Below are 23,288 nucleotides of genomic sequence, written 5' to 3'. Positions count from 1 at the left end.
TTTAATTAATTATTTTTTAAAACATTGGTGAAACTGTACCTGTACGTTTATCTACACTATACCAATTCCAAGTTGCATTATGATTCTCTACAACATCATATAAATGAAAAACATATTCTTCATTATCTTCAGACTCTAAAGTAATATATGATGGAGTTTTTCCATAAGATTCCATAGCATATTCCCTAGCAATTTCATAAGCTTGATCTTGAGATATAATATCTTGTCCGTTTGCATCAATAAGTACACCAGAAACATTTCGATATGCTTGTCCTTTATCATTTATATAAATTTCTGAACTTTGATCTCCTTCTGCAGTAGCATAATTATGATATTGAACTCCATCAATATTACTTTCACCAATATACATTACCATTTCTTCACCAAACCTATTAGCTGCAATTGAATAAACTAAATTAATAGTTGACTGAATATTAGAAAAATCACTTTCATTTATATCTGTCAAACTCACTTCTGTTTTATTTATATTTGCACTTATTTGTCCATCGTTATCTTTAAATTGCATAGTCTGATTATTACCATAATTAATAGTTATAGAGCTACTATCAGCTGAAACTATATTAAATGGATTACTTGAACTTCCTTTATCAAAACTTGCTATTGTAATAGAATTATCATCTGAAATTCTAATATATCGATCTACATTTGCTTGAGTATCTGTATATTTATAACATCCCTTGATATTTTCAACATTTAATATATTCTCAAATAATTTTTCCCCATTAAATTCAACCTTTGAATAATTATCCACATCATCAATTATTTTTTCTGCCTTTTTACCATTTTTGCTAATATATATTTCATTGTTACTATTTATATATGATATTGCATCATCTCCAACAATGTATTTCTTTACATCATTACCAATTTTACTTTTCTTATCACCATTATTAGATATAAAATATATATCGTTTTTAGCATCATAACAATAAATATAATCATTTTTATAATTTAATTCTACAACATCATTTAGTACATTCTTACTACTTGTTTCTGTATATTTTTTATAGTTCAAATTATCATCACTATTTATATAATATACTGAATCATTATTAGCTATAAATTGGGTAACATCTGAAGCTATCTTAACTTTATCTTTCTTAAAATCCTTACAATATAATTCGCCTTTTTTATTTTGTTCATCATAATCTGTTATAAACACAGCTTTTCCATCATTTGTTAACATAAACGGAGAATCATTACATGCTTCAACAAGTTTTTCCTTTTCATTATTTTCTATACTATAATAATACAATTCATTATTAGAAACATACATTGCATATTTTCCATTACTACTTATATCATATATAGATACATCTGAACCTATTTTATTTTTATCAAAATCAGTATTTTTTATATATAAATTATTCTCAGTATCTAAATATGAAATCATATTGTTTTTTATTATTTTAAAACTAGCAACATCATTAGCAATTTTTTCTTGTTCTTTATTTTTTTCTTTTATGTATAGTTCATTGTTGTTTGTAGTATAATAAATATTTCCTGCATAATCTATCTTATAGCAAGATATGTCACTTGATACAATTTCTTTGTTTCCTTTCGAATCTAAAGTACATAAACTATTATCATTATATTGTACAATATATTTCTTCAACGCATCAGAAAATATAATTGCTTTAACTTCACTTGTTATTTTTTCTCTATCTTTTTTATCTTGCAAATCATATACATCATCATTATTTTTATCATATAAGAATAATTTATTTGAATATCTTATCTCTGTTTTATTAAGTTCCTTTGTATTTGTTTCTTTTTTATTTTCACAACCTACAAAAGATAATGATAGTGATACTGCTAAAAATAAACTACTAATAAATTTAAAACTTTTCTTCATAATATATCATCCACCTTTATTTTATATGTCTATAAATATTTTCGGTTAATAAAATTAATATAATTACCATTTAATTTCATATTAACAAAATATTTATTTTCGCATTCATAATTGCAAATCACTTGCAAATAGTTGTATAATATTTAAGGATTTATTTTTTAGGAGTGATTTTATGATTAGAATAAACAATTTATGTTTTAGCTATGAAAAAAACTCCCCTATGCTTATTAATAATTTAAATCTAACTATTAAGCAAGGAATGTATTTATCAATACTAGGGGAAAATGGTAGTAGCAAAACCACCTTAATTAAACTTATATTAGGATTATTGTCTCCTATTTCAGGAAATATTACTATAGATACAAAAAAATTATCTTATGTTCCTCAAAGAGTTGATGGATTTAATTCTCAATTTCCTATATCAGTTTATGAAGTCCTTAAAACTCATGCAAATATATTAAAACTAGATAATTCAGAGATAGATAGAGTTCTAGAGATAGTTAAAATGACTGAATATAGAAATAGACTTATAGGTAACCTATCTGGAGGTCAGAGACAAAGAATATTTATTGCTCGTGCTCTTATGGGTAATCCTGATTTAATTATATTAGATGAACCTTCTACTGGTGTTGATTATAAGACTCAGCTAGATATATACTCACTTCTTACGAAGTTAAACAAAAATGAACATACAACAATTATATCTATTGAACATAACCTAGATGTAGCACTTAAGTATTCAACAGATATTTTACATTTTAATAAAGGTACTATAACACTACAATCCTGTAGCGAATTCAAGAAAAAACTAGAAATGGAAGGTGCTTAAACTATGCTTCATTTACAATTTATGCAAAATGCATTTATGGCAGGACTTATTGTTTCGATTTTATGTCCTATAGTAGGATTATTCATTGTTCTACGTAGAAATTCTATGATTGGAGATACATTATCCCATTCATCTTTTGCAGGTGTTGCAATAGGATTAGTATTAGGTATTCACCCTATTCTATCAGCTTTTATATTTACAACATTATGTGCTCTTATAATAGAACTTCTTCGTGGATACTTCAAAAAATACGCTGAACTAGTTATGTCTATTGTGTTAACCTTTAGTTTAGGTTTAGCAATTATATTCATAAGTACAGGAAAAGCTAGCACAAAGGTTAATTCAATATTATTTGGTAGCATATTAACTGTTTCTAGGGAAGACTTATTAATAATGGCTATATCTGGGGTTATCACATTAATTATATTAGCAATTATATTCAATAAACTCTTATATGTTACTTTTGATGAAGATGGTGCAAAGGCCGCAGGAATAAATGTTAAACTTATAAATTACTTATTTACTATCTTAGTAGGTGCTACTATTTCATTATCTATAAAAATAATGGGAGTTATGGTTATATCTTCTATACTTGTGGTTCCTGTTGCAACTGCTATGCAGCTAAGATTTAACTTTAAGAAAACATTAATTGCTTCTGTAGTATTTGGCTTTATAGATATAATGTTAGGTTTGGTACTTGCTTATTACCTAAATAGTGCTGCAGGTGGTACTATAGCTATAACCTCTGTAACTGTATTAATTATTACTCTCATTATTTCTAGATTTACAATAGGCGAAAATAATTAATAATAAAGTCAAATTATTTTTTCACTATAATTATGTTAATACTTAAGAGCATCAACATTTTCATGGAAAAGACAATAAGTACTTAAAATAATATCTATATCATCAACAATTACTTGACTTAGATATAAAATTTAGGATTAAAAACAAAATCGCCAAGGCACTACGGAGCCTTAACGATTTTGTTTTTTCTTCTTATGACTACATTCCTCACATACCCCTTCTAATACAAGGTCATGTTCGTTCAATGTAAATCCTGTTTCACTCTTCACTAATGCAGATAATTGCCTCATAGGACATGGTATCTCTATTTCTTTATGACATATAGAACATTTAAGTAAATGCTTGTGTGCATCTTCTACTACATCATAAGCAAATACTCCATCTTGTAATGGGTACTTCTCTACTATATTCTTCTCTTCAAATACTTCTAGTGCTCTATATACAGTACTCTGATTTACTTCTACACCATGTTTTTTAGTTTCTAGATATATAAAATCTGCAGTCAAATCTTTTTTGTATTGAAATAGAATTTTTAATATTTCTATTCTACCTTTTGTAACCTTAAGATTGTTATTTTTTAAGAGATTACAATAATCCATAGTACTCTCACCTACATCTATAATTAATAATTTATTAAGTTAATTATAGCACATACTCAAGGTTATTTCATTTACTTGTTTAAACATTTGCTTATGTGTTTCTTTAATGTATCTGCTGAAGATTTTAATTTTTCTTCTTCTGCTTTATCTAACTCTAAAGGTACTATTTCTTTTGCTCCATGTCTATTTAAGATAGTTGGAATAGCTAAATATATATCATCTATTCCATATTGACCTTCAAAAAGACTAGAAACTGTAAGAATTGAGTTCTCATCTCTAAATATAGCTTCAACTATTCTATTAACAGCAAGACCTATTGCGAAATAAGTAGCTCCCTTTCTGTTGATAACTTCATATGCTGCTCTTATTACGTCTTGAGATACTACATCCTTTATCTCATCATCCCATTCTAAATTCTTAGCCTTAGCATAAGTGTCTATAGGAGTTCCTCCTACTCTAGCACAGCTCCATGTAGTAACTGAACTATCTCCATGTTCTCCTATTATATATCCATGAATGTTGTTGTCATTTACTTCGAAATATTTTCCTAATACGTACTTATATCTAGATGTATCTAAAACTGTACCTGAACCAATAACTCTTTCTTTTGGGAATCCAGATAACTTATAAGTTATATATGCTAATACATCTGCTGGATTAGATACTACTAATAATATAGCGTTAGGGCTATACTTCGCTATATCAGGAACAAAACCTTGGAATATCTTATAATTCTTATCTATAAGATCTAGTCTAGTTTCTCCTTCTTTTTGGTTGGCTCCTGCTGTTATGATAACTATATCTGAATCTTTTGTTTCATCTATTCCACCTGCATAAATATTAACTGGTTTAACTAAAGACTTACCATGAACTAAATCTAAAACCTCTCCTAATGCTTTATCCATGTTAATATCATAGATGCATATCTCTGTTGCTATACCACTATTCATTAATGCGTATGCTATAGTTGATCCAACAAATCCTGCCCCAACTATTGATACTTTTCTACTTGTTTCACGAACCATATTAACTTCCTCCTTGTGTTTTCATAGATATTTTTAGTTTTCCATTAATTTATTATTCCTATTCAATAAATATAAATTATTTTTTATGATATAATATTTTCAGAATAGGAGGATTGATTAATGAAATTATTAGTTTTCGATACTGAAACAACTAGCATAAAACCAGGCCAAATATGCCAATTAAGTTATATTACTATAGATGCTTCATCAAAACCCCAACGTACTATTGGAAAAAACTTTTTCTTTACTGTTGAAGAAATGGACCCTAACGCCGAAGCTGTTCACGGTTTCTCTCTTCAGAAACTTTATGAACTATCTAATGGACAATACTTCGAAGATTATCTAGAAGAATTTATAAATGACTTCATCGAAGCAGACTTTATAATTGGTCATAATGTCAATTTTGATATAAAGTTCCTTAAGCATGAACTAGAAGGTATGGGAATTGAATTTACCCCTAAGAATATCTTCTGTACAATGCATTATTATATTAATATCTGTAAAATACCTAAAGCCAATGGTGAAATAAAAAATCCAAAGCTAGAAGAAGTAGTAAATTTCTTGCACATCTCTAAAGAACAGATAACAGAAAAAGCAAACGAATTATTCCAGGGTAGTGGAAACTATCATGATGCTCGTTTTGATACAACTGCTACTTATTTGTTAATAATTGAAGGTATTAAACAAGGATATATCCCACCGGGATACTTCTCTTCTAGGTTATAAGTCATTATATAATAAAAATAATTACTTATAATAAAACCTTAACTCTTATTACTGATATGCAATAATTTATTAGGACTGATTTTATTCGGTCCTTTTTTTATACCTTTATGATTTGCAATTTAGAATTCTCAATTTTCAATTCTTAATTAACAATCCTAATTTTAAATTTCCAATCTTAAATTCTTAATTAATAATTACTATTCTTTAGCAATAATTATTATTTCATATATATTATACAATTTTATTATATATTTTTCAATATTTATCAAAATAAATCTATCTTATGCCCTTTCCCTAAAAATCATTTTCTTCATATGTAATAATATTTATACACAAGAATAATTTACCATAAAAACAAAAATACACTCGGTTTATTCCCCAAGTGTATTTAAAATCATAGCCAAATATACTAATTAATAGTAAATTCTTGTTTATAATTATTATGCCCCTAAAAAAATATAATAAAATCTTATAACATAATGATTTTATACTACAATTCACTCATTGTAAATATTTTTTTATCATCAAATATTATTTTTCTATTTTCTTTATTAATTTAGCTACTATAAAATATATTTATTAAGTTCTTCAGTTGCATTAACTAACTCTTTCATTAATTCTTGAGTCTTTTCAGTTTTTTCTCTATTAGATTTACCTAATTTAACAGCCTCTGAAGTATTAGCAGTTAGCTCCTCACTTACTGCTGATATCTGATTAATACTATCAACTATAGTATTATTTGATTCTAATATATTGCTTATTCCACTATTTATATCTTTTACATTGTTATGTAATAAATTTATTTTATTACTTATATTTATAAATTTTTCTTCAGTTTCTCCTATTAATCCTTCTTCTTCTCCAGTTACTTCTAATACTCCTTTTATTGTCGTTCTAGTTAAGTTGGCATTTTCTTGTAACTCCCCAACAATATTGCCTATACTTTCTGTTAATTGTCTAGTTTGATCTGCTAGGACTCTTATTTCTTCTGCTACTACTGCAAATCCCTTACCAGCTTCTCCTGCTCTTGCACTTTCTATAGATGCATTTAATGCTAATAAATTAGTTTGATTAGATATATCAAATATTTCATTAGTTATCTTTTCTACATCCTCTGCATTAGAAATAAGCTTCTTCATAGAATTTACTACTACCTTATTCTCTTCTTTTATATCTTCACTCTTCTTTTTAAGATTATTAACAGCTTCTCTTCCTAATGTTACAGCTTTTAAGGATTCATTTGCAAAGGTAACCATTTCTTCAGATTTAGTTTTTGTAGCTGTAATTAATCCTTGTATATTATCTGTCATTATTGTTTGTTTAGAGATGCTTTCAGTGTTAACAGCATTTCCTTTTGATATTTCACCTAATGCATCTGATGTTGTATTAGTTGCATCATTTAAATCTTCTATAACTTTATTAACTTCAGTAGAAGTATCCTTGACTACTGAAGAAATCTTTAATACATCATTTAAAAGTTCTTTACTTTTATTCATTTCTGTAACTATTTCTGAATTTTTCTTTTTGTATAATCCCTGAGTGACTTTAGTAACCCAACTTAATATTTCAAAATGAAATATTACCACTAACAATTGTAGCACTAATGTTCCTGCATCTAAAGGATTACCTGATGGCATTGATTTCTTATAAAAGCATAAGTACAATACATATATTACATTTACAACAATTGCTCCGATAGTTGCATGTTTCAAAATCTTCACATCATTATACAATATAAATATAACACTAACAGCAAATGCTACTGTAAATCCGGCATCACTATGACTTACAAATAATTGAAGTACATATGCTATACCAAAACCAATTAAAGATGTATGTTTTAACTTATCATCTTCTGGATACTTTTTATAGACAATAATATTAGTAACTATTATTGCTATCATTGCAATAACTAATATAGTAGCTTTAACCATCTTACTTCCATCTCTTATTGCTGTTGCAAAATATCCTAATATCCCCAGAAATAAAAATACAAATATTGCACTTGTCATAATTAATACCATTCTATTTATTCTATGTTGATCACTTATTTCTTTTTTCATACTCAATCACCCTCCATGTTTATTATTTCGTTTTTATTTTTTAATTTTTTATATCACTTTGAAATAATTCACATGAATTTCGTGCGACATGTTTCTACATTAAAATAATACATTAAAATATAATAGTATTAGTTTCAGTAACCGATTGTTCCATATTATTTATACTAATCTGTAATTCTTCATGGTTATATTATTCTATATCTACCTATAATTCTAACCTTAACAATAATGGTTACTTCCACTAAGCATATTAAAATAGAATGATATTGATTTCACAAAGCAGTTTGCTCAATTTTATTCATACTGACCTTCAATTTCTCATAGTATTTTATATATTCTAAATATTATTAATTCTACCCTAGCAAAAAGGCTTTGTTCCATCAAATCACTTCTATTTTAATTATCTAATCGTTATGGTGATTTTTAGTGTATCTGTATTGTCTGAAAGTATCTTATGGCTTCAGAATTTCTAGTAAAAAAAATTATTGAATTAATCTTTTTTGATTACTTATCTTTTAAGTTAATTAATATCAAATTATTGATTTAAGTAAATTATCTATAATAAAATTTAGTATTTCTTATAATAAAAAAGTAAAGATCCCGTTAAAAATACTATACTGTCTGAGCTTTTGCGAGTTTATAGTATTTAGGGATCTTTACTCTTTTTTATTATATTAGTAAATACTTAATGATATTATATTATTTACTTAAACATATAATTTTGATATTAATTATTGTAAAATATAAGTTATCTAACAATAATGCCTTAATTTTTTTATATTTAGAAATCCTTAATGAAATTATGCTATTTATGAAAACATATAATATTGATACTAATTATAAACATAATATTAATCAAACCAAATAACATTGGATTTTATACGTATTATATTATTTTGCTCCGTATTGTGCGTAATATTCATCAATTTTAGCCTTCATTGCATCATCAATTATAATTTTTCCATTTAAAGGCTTATTATACAAATATTCTATAACTTCTTCCATAGTAACTATAGCGCAAGTTTTGAAGCCATACTTCTTCTCTAATTCAACTAAGGCAGATTCCTCTCCTTGTCCTTTTTCCATTCTATTTACTGATATAACTAAACCAACAACATCTACATTAGCTTGTTCTTTTAAGATAGGCATTGTTTCATATATAGATTTACCAGATGTAGTTACATCTTCAGTTATTAATACTTTATCTCCATCCTTTAATTTACTACCTAAAAGAATTCCTGTATCTCCATGATCCTTTACTTCTTTTCTGTTAGAACAATATCTAACATCTATTCCGTACTTATCTGCTAATGCCATTGTTACTGTTACGCTTAATGGAATTCCTTTATATGCTGGTCCAAATACTATTTGGAAGTCTTCATCGAAGTTTTCTTTTATAGCTGCTGCATAGAATTCTCCTAATCTTTTTAATTGACTTCCTGTTTGATAATTTCCTGTATTTACGAAGAATGGTGATTTTCTTCCGCTCTTTGTTATAAAATCTCCAAAAGTAAGTACTCCTGATTCAATCATAAATTCAATAAAATCTTTTTTGTATTGTTGCATTATTAAAATTCCTCCATTTTTTATTATTTTATTTCTATTGTAACATATTATACAAATTGTAATTAAAACTCTAAACTATTCCTACAATTTCATTTATATCTTTTATTCCTTGTTCCTTACAGAATTGTTCCATCTCTTCTATTATTTCTTTTCCTGCTAAAGGATTAGCAAAATTAATAGTTCCTATCTGAATAGCACTTGCTCCAGCCATCATAAATTCTATGGCATCTTTTCCACTAGCTATACCACCTAGACCAACTACTGGAATTTCTACAGCATGTGCAACTTCATGTACCATTCTAAGTGCTACTGGTTTTACAGCTGGGCCTGATAATCCAGCATAGACATTATTAAATACAGGCTTTCTCTTATACACATCTATAGCCATTCCTTTTAAAGTATTAATAAGACTTAATGAATCAGCTCCTGCCTCTTCACATTTTAATGCCATTTCTACGATGTTTTCTGCATTTGGTGATAACTTAACCATAAGGGGTTTTTTAGCTATTTTCTTTATTTCCTTTACAAATTCATAAGCAACATCAGCTTTAATTCCATAAGCCATTCCACCATGCTTTACGTTTGGACAAGATATATTTAATTCTATTATATCTACATCAGTATTATTTATCTTCTCTATTGCTGCTGCATAATCTTCATAACATCCTCCACCTACATTAGCAAGAATGTTTGTATTTAACTTCTTCATTTTAGGTAATTCTTCTGCAATAAATGCGTCAATTCCTGGATTATTTAATCCTACAGAATTCATCATACCTGAAGGTGTTTCTACTACTCTTATTCCTTCATTACCTTGTTTTTTATTTATAGTTAATCCTTTTGAAGATATACCACCTAAGATACCTACATCATAATAATTGTTATATTCAGCACCAAAACCAAAAGTTCCTGAAGCTGCAATAACTGGATTCTTAAATTCTACGCCGTTTATATTTACCTGTAACACTATACTCACCTCACTATTATAATTCTACATAATATCCGTCAAATACTGGACCATCTTTACATGTTCTCTTAAATCCATCTTGAGTTTTACATGTACATACCAAGCATGCTCCTACTCCACATGCCATATGTTTTTCCATAGATACATATATTTTTACATTCTTCTCTTTACACATATCTATTACAGCCTTCATCATAACTTCTGGTCCGCAACATAATACTGTATCATATTCTTCTGGTTTTAATATTTCAGTAACGAATCCTTTATGACCATGTTTTCCTGTATTAGTAGTTATATTAACTTTATCTGCATATTTTTCTAATTCTTCTGTCAAATATACATTATCCCTAAATCCAGCATACACATCTATTACTTGATCTTTATTTTTATTTCTTAATCTCTTTGCAAGTTCCACCATAGGAGCAGTTCCTATACCCCCACATACTAATGCTACCTTACCATAATCCTTTTCTAAATCAAATCCATTTCCTAAAGGTCCATTTAAATTTATATAATCCCCTGCTTTTAATTCTGAATATTCTTCTGTTCCTGTTCCTACTACTGCATATAAAAATGTTATAGTCTTATCATCTTTCTCACATATGCTTATTGGTCTTGGTAAAAGTGTTTGTCCTTGTAACTTTAACATATAGAATTGTCCAGCTTTAACTTCATTATCGTCTTCACATACCATCTTATATATATTATCTATAACTTTTTCATTATATAGCACTTTAGCTTTTTTATAATTCACCTTTATATTCCTCCTATAGATTATTTACTGCATTTCTTAATTCATCACGCATTCTTATTGATTCTTCTCTTGCACATACTGCATAATCCTTTTCAGGTCTATTTGCCTTTCTATATGCTAACAATATTCCTCTAGATGAATTTACTACTCCACCATTACCATTATTAAGATATAATGCAACATCTTCAGCCTTTCCACCTTGTGCACCATATCCAGGTATTAAGAAAAACATACTATTAAATCTCTTTCTTAATGCAACTCCTTCTTCAGTATGAGTACATCCTATTACTCCACCTATTGGATGATATCCACATTCAGATATAAGGTTTTCTCCCATTTTCATCAATTTATCTCCAACAGCTGTATATAACTTTTCTCCATTATCTAAATCAAGATATTCTATATCTTCTGCTCCCTTATTAGAAGTTCTTACAAGAGTGAAAACTCCTTTATTGCCTGATTCTAAATAAGGTAAATAAGGTTCTATACTATCCATTCCCATATATGGACTTAATGTTATAAAGTCTGCTTCAAAGTCTCCTTCAAAATGTGCTTTTGCATATTGAGTTGCTGTAGCTGCTATATCTCCTCTTTTTATATCTGCAATAATTATACAATCATTTTCTCTTAAATAATCTAAAGTTCTCTTATAAGCCATCATTCCTGCTATTCCTAATGCTTCATAATATGCAATCTGAACCTTAAAACATGCTGCTATATCCTTAGTTGCATCTATTATTCCTTTGTTAAATTCTACTATAGCATCTTCTGCTGATTTACCTTCCTTAATAAATTCAGGCACATAATCTAGTGATGTATCTAACCCAACACACACTACTCCTCTTTCTTCAACTCTTTTATACAATTTATCCATTATTGTCATAAGAAAACCTCCTACAAAAAAAGCCTTCCTTTAAATATATTAAAGGAAGGCATAATAATCCTAATAAAACTTACATAAATACTATTATAATTTCTCTTCCTTGTTGATATCTCGTATCAAATTAAAGGCATAATTTTTATTATAATAACACTATTTTTACACATTGTCAATTACATTTCTTACTAGCATTTTAGTCAAGTCTATTACTTAATTTTAAATTTCTAATCATTTAATGATTGGTTTATAAAAACATTTTTGCTACAATGGTTCCTTCTAATACAGTAATAGCAATGGCATATAGTAAATCAAGCCATATTGCTGATCCTATAGCCCCTATATATATAAGGAAAATAATTGGAGCTACTATTACTCTAAATAATATTGAAACTTCTTTATTCTTCAAAACATCTGTAATCAATGATTTTGCATCCCCAGTACTAGGAAATGAATTTATCAATATCGATATTCCAATCCATGCTAGAATTATAGTTAATGGATCTCTATAATTTAACTGTACTAATCTTATAGATACAGGAAGCATTATTATAGCACCTAACAATGTATTAACTATAAATGGTCCTATAGATATTAATATATTAGCCCCGGGTCTTTCAGATCTTTCATGAAGAACATATCCTGCTGGATTTTTTAATTGAAAATACTTAACATCATAAACTGGAACTTTCATAAGCATACAAAATATCTGATGTGCTAACTCATGTACTATTACTCCTGGAAAAGTAACTAATGATATTATAAATCCTGGTATAACAAACATAATTACATATCTTCCCCCTTATCATTTATATAATAATCTTCTAATGACATCTTATCATCTAAAAGCTCTTGTGTATCTTCTTCTATTACACCACCTAAGCTTTCATATTCTTTTATATATTTTTCTGCCTCTTTAACTTGTCCATTCTTTGCTAATGCAATTATTAAAGTTTCATATACATAAGATGCACTTCTGTTACATTTATAGGCTTCTTCAGCAAGTTTTACAGCTTCCTCGGTATCATTAGATAATAACTTAATTATAGCTAATCCTCTAAATGCTCCCGCATTACTATCATCTATAGAAAGAGCTTTACTATACATATCTTCTGCAGTGCTTATATCTCCTTCTCTTCTATATATAGTAGCTAATTCAACTCTACTATCTTGGAACTTTTCATCATTTTCAACAGCTTTTTCATAATAACCTTTAGCTTCTTGCTGATCTTCTGTAAGTAATCCTAAGTAATAATAGCATACACCAGTATTGTAATTATTACTTTCAATCATATTATTTATTTCATTTTTAACTAAAGCATAATATTCTTCCATCGAAGTGTCTTCTGAAACTAAATTTTGTATACTCATAATATTATCAACAGTATCACAATATGTTTTCATATCATCATCATATGACATAACAATATTATATGTTGGATCACTCACTTTTTTATTTGCTAAATACTTATTAAATACTTCAATTGCAAAATCATATTGTCCCTTGTTCATAGCTGATGCATATATTTCTGCTGCTTCTACTACATTTAGGTTTAAATCATCCTTTACATCCATAAGTACTTGATAATTTCCCTCCCATAGCTCATCATAACTTTCATTATGAGCCCTATATTCCTTTATTGATTGAGGTAAAATTGTAAATGATAAAACTAATACTATAGCTAAAACTATTGTAATTCCAATAATAACAGCTTTCGATATAGGATACTTTTTATGTTCTTCCCTACAACTAGTACATAATATAGAATACTTAGACTCTGAACGATCTATTGGATTGTATCCACACTTTTTACACAACCAATTATTTTCTTCCATTTTTATCCCCCTATTTAATATATTTACAGTTAAATATATTAACTTATAAAGTTTGTATCTGTCAACAAAATATTTGTGATTAAAGCTTTATGGTGATCTTTAATATATCTATATTATTAACAAGTATCTTATTAAGTCTTCAGTAATTCTTACTAAAAAAATTATTGAATATATTTTTTTGATTACTTATCTTTTAAGTTAATTAATATCAAATTATTGATTTAAGCAAAGTAATATTATTATAATGAAAAATCCAATGTTATTTGATGATGCTAATATTATGATTTTCTTTTTTAGTATCAATATTATTGCTTTGAATAAATCTTCATAATGAATTGTAGGATTTATTAATGATAAAAAAATTAAGGTAGCGTTTAAAATGTTGTACTGTTTGAACTTTAGTGAGTTTACAACATTTAGCTACCTTAATTTTTTTATATTTAGAAATACTTAATGAAATTATGCTATTTATGAAAACATATAATATTGATACTAATAATAAACATAATATTAATTATACCAAATAACATTGGATTTTATACATATCATATTATTTACTTAACCATATAATTTTGATATTAATTATTGTGAAACATAAGTTATCCAACTACAAATTTATTGAAAATCATATACAAAAGTCTATTAGTTTTAAGATTCGAATACTACTTTTCCATTACATATAGTATACTTAACTTTTCCTAATAATTTTTCTCCTATAAATGGTGTATTAACAGCTTTTGATTCAAACTTATTAGGGACTATCCATTCTTCATCTTCATCAAATATAACTATATCAGCTTTACATCCTTCAGCTATATATCCTGCATCGAAATTATATAATCTTGCAGGGTTTATTGTCATTTTCTCTATTAATTTCATTAATGACAAATGTTTTTTCTTAACTAAGTTAGTAATTCCTAGTGCAAGTGAAGTTTCTAGTCCTATTATTCCACTTGGAGATTTTGCAAATTCTCTATTTTTCTCATCAATGCTATGAGGAGCATGATCAGTTGCTATTATTTCTATAGTTCCATCCTTTAATCCTTCTATTATCTTATGTTTATCTTCTTCAGTTCTAAGAGGCGGATTCATCTTTGCAAGTGTTCCATGTTCTAATACTGCTTCTTCTGTTAACGAAAAATGATGTGGAGTTGCTTCTGCATATACATTTGCTCCTAATGACTTTATAAATCTAATCATATCTACTGAATTACCCGAACTAATATGTTGAATATCTACCTTAGCTCCTGTTTTAAGTGCTAACATACAATCCCTAGCAACTAATACATCTTCAGCTGAATTACTTGCTCCTATAAAACCTAATTGTTTAGACACATTTCCATCATTTACTCCAGCCACGCCTATAAGGTTTGGATCTTCTTCATGAAAACTAAGCGGTACATCTAATTCTTTTGCTTTATTCATAGCTTCCATTATTACCTTTGAATCTCTTATAGGTAAGCCATCATCACTAAATCCAACTACACCTTTAGAGAGAAGTTTATTCATATCCACTAATTCTTTTCCTTTAAATTCCTTAGTAATAGCAGCTACAGTTTTAACATTTATATTTGTATCTTTAGCTTTGTCTAAAAAATATTCTAGTGTTTCTACATTATCTAATATAGGACTAGTATTAGCCATACAAACAACTGTTGTAAATCCACCTGCTGCTGCTGATTTAGCTCCTGTATCTATATCTTCTTTATATGTGAATCCGGGATCTCTAAAATGAACATGTACATCTATAAGTCCTGGAGCAATTATCTTATTTTTAGCATCGATTATTCTTTCATATTCTGAACTTACTTCAAAATGTCCTATCTTATATATTTTATCTTCTTTTATTATTATGTCTACAACTTCATCTCTATCAGTCTTAGGGTCTATTAGTCTTCCTGATTTTATAAGTATCATATATTTATTCTCCTTATACTCTAAACCTCTGATAATTTTGTTATGTGATCACAATATTCACATCTATAAGTTCCTTTTTCTGCATCTACTAATATAAATGAATGTGGCACATATTTTTCTGTACTAGTAATACAATTAGGATTATTACATTTTAAGATATTTTCAACCCTCTTTGGTAGTTGAGGTTTTATCTTTCTAACTATAACTTCATTCTTAATTTCATTTATAGTTATACTTGGTGATAACAATCCTAATACTGTATAATCTATTTCTTCACATTTTTCACGCTCTATTTTTATTATATCTTTTCTACCTAAATTCTTGCTCTCTGCATTTATTATAAGTGCTACTCTATGATCTGTCTTATCTAGATTAAGATAATCAAATATCTTAACACCCATTCCTGCTTCTATATGATCTATTACTAATCCATTTCTTAAACTTGTTATCTCTAACATATTATGCCACCCCCAACAACTTACATATAAGTGCCATTCTCACATACATAGCATACTCAGCTTCTTTAAAATAAGCAGCTCTCTTGTCACTATCTACCTCCATAGATATCTCATTAACTCTTGGAAGTGGATGCATAACTATCATATCTTCCTTTGCTAACTTCATCTTGTCTGCATCTAAAATATAGCTGTCCTTTAATCTTAAATATTCTTCTTCATTAAAGAATCTTTCTTTTTGAATTCTAGTCATATATAAAATATCTACTTCATTTATTACATCTTCTAATCTTTCAACTTCTCTATATTCTATATTATGCTTTTCTATAACCTCTTCTTTTATGTATTGTGGTACTCTTAATTCTTTAGGTGATATAAGTATAAATCTTGTATCTTCATATCTGCTCATTGCCTTTATTAATGAATGAACTGTTCTACCGAATTTTAAGTCTCCACATATTCCTATAGTATGGCCTCTTAATCCTTTCTTCAAACATTCTATTGTTAGAAGATCTGCTAATGTTTGAGTAGGATGTTGATGTCCACCATCACCAGCATTTATTATAGGTACTCTTGAAAACATACTAGCAACTCTTGCTGAACCTTCTTTTGGATGTCTCATAGCAATTATGTCTGTATATATAGATACCATTCTGATAGTATCTGCTATTGTTTCACCCTTAGATGCAGAACTTGAATTAGGTTCTGAAAATCCCAATATTTTTCCACCTAGTCTCATCATTGCTGCTTCAAAACTAAATCTTGTTCTTGTGCTAGGTTCATAAAATAGTGTAGCCAATATCTTGCCATCACATATTTTAGAATACTTTTGAGGATCTTTTATTATATCTTGTGCAAGTTTAAATATCTCATCTAGTTCTTCTACAGAAAAGTCCATAGGATCGATTAAATGTTTATTATTCATATGAATTGATCACTCCTTTTTTCTTAGAAAGTTATAATATTAAAATTGATATACTTTCATAATATGTAAAACAAATGCCTTCCTTAATAACTATCAAGGAAGGCATAATAATCCCAATGTTAACAATCGCATATAATTATTTTCTTCCTTATTGATCTCTCTGGATCATCTTAAAGGTTTTCTTACATTTAAGGATATCATCAATAATCTAGGTTGTCAATTCTAACATTAATCATTCTTCTATAGTTCTATTAAGTCTTCCATACATATCAGTCAATTCATATATTTGTTCACTTAATTCTTCTGTTAAGTCATCCTTTGAAACTCTCCATTTCCACCAACCTAATGAAGATGGAATATTCATTCTTGCTTCACTACCATATCCTAAGAAATCCTGCATTTGAGCTATTGCTATATTAGCTACACTACTCCATATTCCTCTAATAAATCCCCAGTTATATCCCTCATCTTCAGTAAGCTTTAAATAATTAATACAATATTCTATTTCTTCTACAGAACCAGATTCATCAAACCATCCCATAACAGTGTCATTGTCATGAGTCCCTGTATAAGCAACACAATTAGGTATATAATTATGTGGTAAATATGGCATATCACTTCCAGATTCACTATCCACATCAAATGCAAACTGAAGTAACCTCATTCCAGGATATCCTGAATTGTCTCTAAATTCCTCCAAATCATCTGTCATGAATCCAAGATCTTCTGCAATTATATTTAATTTTCCTAACTTCTTTTCTATAGTTTCAAAAAACTCAACATTAGGTCCTTTCACCCATTCACCATTTTCTGCTGTTTTATCACCATAAGGAACTTGCCAAAAAGCTTCAAATCCTCTAAAGTGATCTATTCTTATAACATCATATAGCTCCCTAGCTGATTTAAACCTTTGAGTCCACCATTTATATCCATCTTCTTTTTGTTTCTCCCAATCATATATAGGATTTCCCCACAATTGACCTGTTTCTGAAAAAGCATCTGGAGGGCATCCTGCAACCTTTTCAGGGATAAGATTATCATCTAATTTAAATAATTCTGGATTAGTCCACAAATCAACACTATCTTCTGCTACATATATAGGAAGATCTCCTATTATTTCAATGCCTTGAGAATTAGCATATTCTTTTAAATCCTTCCATTGTTTAAAAAATATATACTGTATAAATACCCAATAATTCACTTCATCTTCCAATTCAATCTTGTATTTATTTATTGCATCCTCTTTTCTTTTTCTAATACCATCTTCCCATTTAAGCAAACTTATGTTACCTAGTTTTTCTTTAATGGCCATATATAATCCGTAATCATTAATCCAATGACTTTGAGCTTTTTTAAACTCTTCTATTTCATCACTATATAATTCCTTTGAATTTTCATAAGCAATTCTAAGTATAGGTAACTTATTATTAAATATCTTTTCATAATCAACTTCTAATTCATCATTTCCAAAGTCAACCTCTTCATAATCTTCTCTATCTAATAATCCTTCATCACATAAAATGTCTAAATCTATAAGATATGGATTACCACTAAATGCACAACAACTTTGATAAGGTGAATCTCCATATCCTGTTTGTGTTAGAGGAAGTATTTGCCAATACTTTTGTCCTGCACTTACTAAAAAATCTACAAAATCATATGCTTCACTTCCTAGTGTTCCTATTCCATAATCACCAGGAAGAGATGTTATATGCATTATTATTCCACTTTCTCTCTTCATCCCTTTTTCTCCTTTTATATCATAATATTTATTAACAATAATATTATTATGCCAAAACTACTAAAAATATTACTTTCTTAAATGTTCTTGTATTTTATTTTCTTTAATTAGCAATAACTTTTTTAATATAATGTTACCTAAATATCCAATAAAAAGACCTATTATCACTCCTCCTATAACATCTGTAGGATAATGTACATATAAATACATGCGAGAAAATGAAATCAATATAGCTAACAATAACACGGGTTTTTGCATCTTTTTAGGTCCTGATAAAAAAATTGAAGCTACAGCTACAAACGAAGCTGATGTGTGTCCTGATGGAAATGAATAATCATGAGGTTTTGGTATTAATAATTGTATAGAATTATTAACATCACAAGGACGAGTACGTGCTACTATGTTCTTCAAAAGTCCATTACATATAACTACATCTAATAATAACGATATTAGCATTACAATTCCACATCTTCTAGTTGTTGGTCTTATAGCCAAAATTACAGCTAGTACTATCCATATAAATCCAACATCTCCGAGCTTAGTTATAAATACAAAAATATTATCTAATATTGGATTGTGTATAGTTTGTATTATATCCAGAATTCTTAATTCAACCCCCATATTATCACTTCTTTCTATCTATTTTTTACTATCTTAATTGCATTTTTATTATTTATATCTTTTACCATCTGCATTCCGACTACTAGTAAAATACCCACACCACAAGCAATAATACTAAAATTTTCAATTCCAAGTGGAGCTTTAGGAATTTTTAATGTTGTAGGTCCCATAATAATTGCATAAAAAGATCCAATCATCATTCCAAGTATTGAATATAAAGCTTGAGTTCTGAACTTCTCAAGACAAATTTTTATTCCTTTTACTACAGTTATCGCACCAAATAACACACCAAATCCAAAAAACATAATTGCTGGAATATACTTAAAATTAAATGCCATAATACCTTTTACAGCTGTAATTACTGGTATATAAGCTCCAAAAATAAGAAGTAAAGTAGAACCAGATATTCCTGGTAAAAACATAGCTGATATTGCAATCATTCCTATAAAGAATAACTTAATACCCAATCCAATGGAAAAATTACTTAAATCCATTGATGCATCACTACTAAAACCATTTAAAAATGTTATTCCAACTACTAATAAAACTCCTAATACACCAAATAAGATACCTTTTCTAACTTCTTTAAATCCTTCCCTTTCTTCTTTTATAATTAGTGGGATAGCTCCTGCAATAAATCCTATAAATAATGAACTTACTTCATATATATGATTTTCAAACAAAGCCGAAAGTGCAATAATAGCTAACATCATGCCTAATACCCATCCTATACCTAATTTAATAAGGTAAAATACTGATGATTTTTTTTCCTCTCTATTGCCAAATACTAAATTGTTAATAGCTCCAATAAATTTATCATAAAACCCCATAATAAATGCTACTGTTCCACCTGATACTCCTGGTACACTATCTGCCAACGCCATACAAAATCCATTAATTGCTTCTTTTAACATATAAAAAACCTCCTATTTGTTTATGTGGTTATATTACCAACTCACATTAAACACTAGGAGGTTAATTTCTAAATAAATTATAAATTAATATATAAATTTTATTTATTTAATCTATACCCTGCTCCCCATACAGTTTCTATAATCTTTGGGTTCTTACTATCATCTTCAATCTTTTCTCTTATTCTATTTATATGAACCATTACAGTAGCATTATCACCAGTATAATCATATCCCCATATCTTTTCAAATATCTGTTCTTTTGAAAAAACAACATTGGGATTTCTAGCCAAAAACTCTAATATTTCAAATTCTCTGTTAGGAAGTTTTATTTCCTTATCACCTTTATACACTTTCCAACTATTAACCATAATTCTTAAATCTTGTACTACTATTTCTTTTGATTCTTTTTCTTTTTGTTCTGAAGAATTAGATTTTATTCTATCATATTGTCTCATATTTGCATTTACCCTAGCTACTAATTCTGCTGGATCAAATGGTTTTGCAATATAATCATCAGCCCCTAAACCTAGGCCCCTTATTTTATCCACAGAATCTGTTCTAGCAGTAACCATTATAATTGGAATGTCTATCTTATCTCTAATTTCTCTACATACCTCATAGCCACTTTTCCCTGGCAACATTAAATCTAATAATATTAAATCAAACTTTTCTTTTTCTAAAATATTAATTACTTCTTTTCCATCAGAAATAATCTCTGTATCAAATCCAGCTGACTCTAAATATGCTTCTTCTATCATACTAATGTCTTCATCATCTTCTACAATTAAAACTCTCTTTTTATCTGACACTTTCTTATATACTCCTTATTCTTTATCTTTTATTGGTAACTCCATATATACAATTAAGCCCTCTTCATTCTTTGCATACACATTGCCCTTCATATCTTCTATTAAACATTTTACAATGTATAATCCCAAACCGCTTCCATCTTTTTGATTTCTTGATTCATCTCCACGATAAAATTCATCAAATATATACGGTAACTTATCTTCTGCTATTCCATTTCCGTTATCAGCAAAAGATATACATATTATATTATCTTTCTTTTGTAATGATAACTTAATATGTAGGGGCTTCTTATCCCCATATTTTTTACTATTTTCTAATAAATTATCAAATATCCTCTGTAATTGTTCTGGATCCACATAAACATTCTCATTAACATCATTAGTAACTGCTTCTATATCTATTTCTGATGAATCTATAATCTCTTTCTTACCTTTAACATAACTATTAATAAATGATCCTATTTCTATAATAGTATAATTCATAGGCATATTACCAGTTTCAAGTTTAGAAATATAGAATAACTGATTTAATAGAATATCCATTTCTCCAGCTCTCCTATAAGCAGTCTTTAAGAATTTTTCTTGTTGTTTAGGTGTTGTTACTACTCCATCCATCATTGCTTTTATAGTACCTTTAATTGCAGTTAATGGTGTTTTTAAATCATGTGATATTCCTGCAATCATATCTGTCCTTGCCTTTTCATATTTTTTGTTTTTTTCCTGCTCTTCTAAAATATGTTGTTGCATATCATTAAATGCTTCACATACATTTTCAAATTCAACATCGCCTTTATATATTATTCTATTACTCAAATCATTCTTTCTCATTCTATTCGCCCCATCCTCTAACTTATCTAATGGTGCACAAATGTGTTTAGTAAGATTTCTTGTAAATAAATTACTAACTACAATTAATGTTCCTATGCAAAGAACACCATCTAATACCATAAGCATAACAAAAGAATTTCTATGAATAGTCCAATCTTCTAACATCTCTTCCATTTGATTTTTATTCATAATTTTTTCCATAGATTGTTTCCATTCATTTTCAATAGATTCTGCATATATATTAACAATTCCTATATTAATTAATATCATAAAAACTAACGTTATTAATACCACCATTGCATTTGATATAAATATTCTACGCCTTACTGTATTTTTTCTCATAGCAATATATTCCTCCCTTATTAATTTCTATTATAACTCACCTCAGTACAAGAACAAGACTCCATATTAGTATACAAATATGTCTTTTCTGCAATAGTTTGTAATATTACTTGTATAGCTGTAAATATAAAACTATAATCTACCATTTTGTTTCCTGCTGTTTCTATATATTTTTCATGTAAATTTTCTATATCATTAAATTCTTCTATACTATTACTAACATGTAAATTGCTATAATAATCTAACTCATTAAACATTTCTTCATGTAATTCTTGTTCATACTTACAATGCTCTCTTAATGATCCTTTAAAAATATCATTATGTGGAAATGTAAAAGAATCTACTATATAGTGCATTAGTTTTCCTAACTTATAATAGTCATTAACACTAAACCTTTCTTTAGATTTTAAAATATTAAAAATCTTTCTCATAATAGGCAATATATTATTATAATTATGTCCTCTAAACTTCTTTCCTTTAATAATGCCATGTAAATAAGTAAAAATATTTTTATCAGGTTCAATATTTCCTATTATAAATGCAGTTTCATATATATATGGCAATTTAACATTAGCTTCTTTAATAACATACTTTGCAAGTATTTTATGATCTATAGTTTTCATACTAACCACTCCTTTAATGGTTATAGTACATTAGATACTTAAATAAAATTAACTATAAATTCTAAACAAATTCTAAAGAAGAAAAGTAATAAAAAAAATTAAGTTAGCATTTAAAATGTTGTACTGTTTGAACATTAATGAGTTTACAACATTTAGCTAACTTAATTTTTTTTATATTTAGAAATCCT

Annotated in this window: 22 protein-coding genes; 3 read left to right on the top strand and 19 right to left on the bottom strand. The window is 27.8% G+C overall.

The features are described 5' to 3' along the window. Positions 1-16: 16 nt before the first annotated feature. A complete protein-coding gene (locus KQI77_RS10645; protein WP_216390411.1) occupies positions 17-1,876 on the bottom strand; it encodes a hypothetical protein in 1,860 nt (619 codons plus the stop codon). A gap of 172 nt (positions 1,877-2,048) precedes the next feature. On the opposite strand from KQI77_RS10645, the gene KQI77_RS10640 reads away from it, so the two are divergent. Beyond that, positions 2,049-2,705, top strand: a complete 657-nt coding sequence (locus KQI77_RS10640; RefSeq protein WP_216390410.1) for a metal ABC transporter ATP-binding protein — start codon at positions 2,049-2,051, stop codon at positions 2,703-2,705. Positions 2,706-2,708: 3 nt separating this feature from the next. Further along, on the top strand, positions 2,709-3,512 hold the full coding sequence (locus tag KQI77_RS10635) for a metal ABC transporter permease (RefSeq protein WP_216390409.1): 804 nt from the start codon (positions 2,709-2,711) through the stop codon (positions 3,510-3,512). Positions 3,513-3,682: 170 nt separating this feature from the next. Here KQI77_RS10635 and KQI77_RS10630 read toward each other — a convergent pair whose 3' ends face one another. Together KQI77_RS10630 and KQI77_RS10625 are read right to left on the bottom strand one after the other, a co-directional pair. Beyond that, complete coding sequence (locus tag KQI77_RS10630) at positions 3,683-4,111, bottom strand: Fur family transcriptional regulator (RefSeq protein WP_216390408.1); 429 nt, start codon at positions 4,109-4,111, stop codon at positions 3,683-3,685. Between the two features lie 71 nt (positions 4,112-4,182). Then, positions 4,183-5,136: an L-lactate dehydrogenase gene (locus KQI77_RS10625; protein WP_216390407.1), complete on the bottom strand. Its 954-nt coding sequence runs from the start codon at positions 5,134-5,136 to the stop codon at positions 4,183-4,185. 120 nt (positions 5,137-5,256) lie between these two features. Here KQI77_RS10625 and KQI77_RS10620 point away from each other — a divergent pair, with 120 nt between their 5' ends. After that, on the top strand, positions 5,257-5,862 hold the full coding sequence (locus KQI77_RS10620; RefSeq protein WP_216390406.1) for a 3'-5' exonuclease: 606 nt from the start codon (positions 5,257-5,259) through the stop codon (positions 5,860-5,862). A gap of 563 nt (positions 5,863-6,425) precedes the next feature. Here KQI77_RS10620 and KQI77_RS10615 read toward each other — a convergent pair. The 16 genes from KQI77_RS10615 to KQI77_RS10540 form a co-directional block, all read right to left on the bottom strand. Then, positions 6,426-7,925: a methyl-accepting chemotaxis protein gene (locus KQI77_RS10615; protein ID WP_216390405.1), complete on the bottom strand. Its 1,500-nt coding sequence runs from the start codon at positions 7,923-7,925 to the stop codon at positions 6,426-6,428. An 891-nt stretch (positions 7,926-8,816) separates the two neighbouring features. Then, a complete protein-coding gene (pyrE, locus tag KQI77_RS10610; RefSeq protein WP_216390404.1) occupies positions 8,817-9,491 on the bottom strand; it encodes an orotate phosphoribosyltransferase in 675 nt (224 codons plus the stop codon). Between the two features lie 70 nt (positions 9,492-9,561). Further along, a complete protein-coding gene (locus KQI77_RS10605) occupies positions 9,562-10,458 on the bottom strand; it encodes a dihydroorotate dehydrogenase (protein WP_216390403.1) in 897 nt (298 codons plus the stop codon). Between the two features lie 16 nt (positions 10,459-10,474). After that, on the bottom strand, positions 10,475-11,218 hold the full coding sequence (locus KQI77_RS10600; protein ID WP_216390423.1) for a dihydroorotate dehydrogenase electron transfer subunit: 744 nt from the start codon (positions 11,216-11,218) through the stop codon (positions 10,475-10,477). Positions 11,219-11,225: 7 nt separating this feature from the next. After that, complete coding sequence (gene pyrF, locus KQI77_RS10595) at positions 11,226-12,095, bottom strand: orotidine-5'-phosphate decarboxylase (RefSeq protein WP_216390402.1); 870 nt, start codon at positions 12,093-12,095, stop codon at positions 11,226-11,228. Positions 12,096-12,336: 241 nt separating this feature from the next. Then, complete coding sequence (locus KQI77_RS10590; RefSeq protein WP_216390401.1) at positions 12,337-12,873, bottom strand: metalloprotease family protein; 537 nt, start codon at positions 12,871-12,873, stop codon at positions 12,337-12,339. A gap of 2 nt (positions 12,874-12,875) precedes the next feature. After that, positions 12,876-13,925 carry a lipopolysaccharide assembly protein LapB gene (locus KQI77_RS10585; RefSeq protein WP_216390400.1) on the bottom strand — a complete coding sequence of 350 codons (1,050 nt, stop codon included), beginning with the start codon at positions 13,923-13,925 and terminating at the stop codon, positions 12,876-12,878. A gap of 648 nt (positions 13,926-14,573) precedes the next feature. Then, on the bottom strand, positions 14,574-15,842 hold the full coding sequence (locus KQI77_RS10580; RefSeq protein ID WP_216390399.1) for a dihydroorotase: 1,269 nt from the start codon (positions 15,840-15,842) through the stop codon (positions 14,574-14,576). Between the two features lie 20 nt (positions 15,843-15,862). Next, entirely contained in the window at positions 15,863-16,300 is a 438-nt protein-coding gene (locus KQI77_RS10575; protein ID WP_216390398.1) for an aspartate carbamoyltransferase regulatory subunit, read from the bottom strand. Position 16,301: 1 nt separating this feature from the next. Next, positions 16,302-17,222, bottom strand: coding sequence for an aspartate carbamoyltransferase (gene pyrB / locus KQI77_RS10570; RefSeq protein ID WP_216390397.1), 921 nt, complete (start codon positions 17,220-17,222; stop codon positions 16,302-16,304). Positions 17,223-17,454: 232 nt separating this feature from the next. After that, positions 17,455-19,002, bottom strand: coding sequence for a 4-alpha-glucanotransferase (malQ, locus tag KQI77_RS10565; RefSeq protein ID WP_367397304.1), 1,548 nt, complete (start codon positions 19,000-19,002; stop codon positions 17,455-17,457). A 30-nt stretch (positions 19,003-19,032) separates the two neighbouring features. Further along, positions 19,033-19,584, bottom strand: coding sequence for a phosphatase PAP2 family protein (locus tag KQI77_RS10560; protein ID WP_216390395.1), 552 nt, complete (start codon positions 19,582-19,584; stop codon positions 19,033-19,035). Between the two features lie 14 nt (positions 19,585-19,598). Then, on the bottom strand, positions 19,599-20,498 hold the full coding sequence (locus KQI77_RS10555) for a DUF368 domain-containing protein (RefSeq protein WP_216390394.1): 900 nt from the start codon (positions 20,496-20,498) through the stop codon (positions 19,599-19,601). A gap of 98 nt (positions 20,499-20,596) precedes the next feature. Continuing rightward, a complete protein-coding gene (locus KQI77_RS10550) occupies positions 20,597-21,307 on the bottom strand; it encodes a response regulator transcription factor (protein WP_216390393.1) in 711 nt (236 codons plus the stop codon). Positions 21,308-21,322: 15 nt separating this feature from the next. Continuing rightward, a complete protein-coding gene (locus tag KQI77_RS10545; protein ID WP_253289433.1) occupies positions 21,323-22,477 on the bottom strand; it encodes a cell wall metabolism sensor histidine kinase WalK in 1,155 nt (384 codons plus the stop codon). Positions 22,478-22,497: 20 nt separating this feature from the next. Continuing rightward, positions 22,498-23,100, bottom strand: coding sequence for a zinc dependent phospholipase C family protein (locus tag KQI77_RS10540; protein WP_216390392.1), 603 nt, complete (start codon positions 23,098-23,100; stop codon positions 22,498-22,500). Positions 23,101-23,288 lie beyond the last annotated feature (188 nt).

This window comes from Clostridium sp. MSJ-8 (assembly GCF_018918325.1).
In the GTDB taxonomy this organism is placed as follows: Bacteria; Bacillota; Clostridia; order Clostridiales; family Clostridiaceae; genus Clostridium.
The sequence above is the reverse complement of the archived record's forward strand: the minus strand, read 5'-3'. Positions and strand labels throughout refer to the sequence as shown.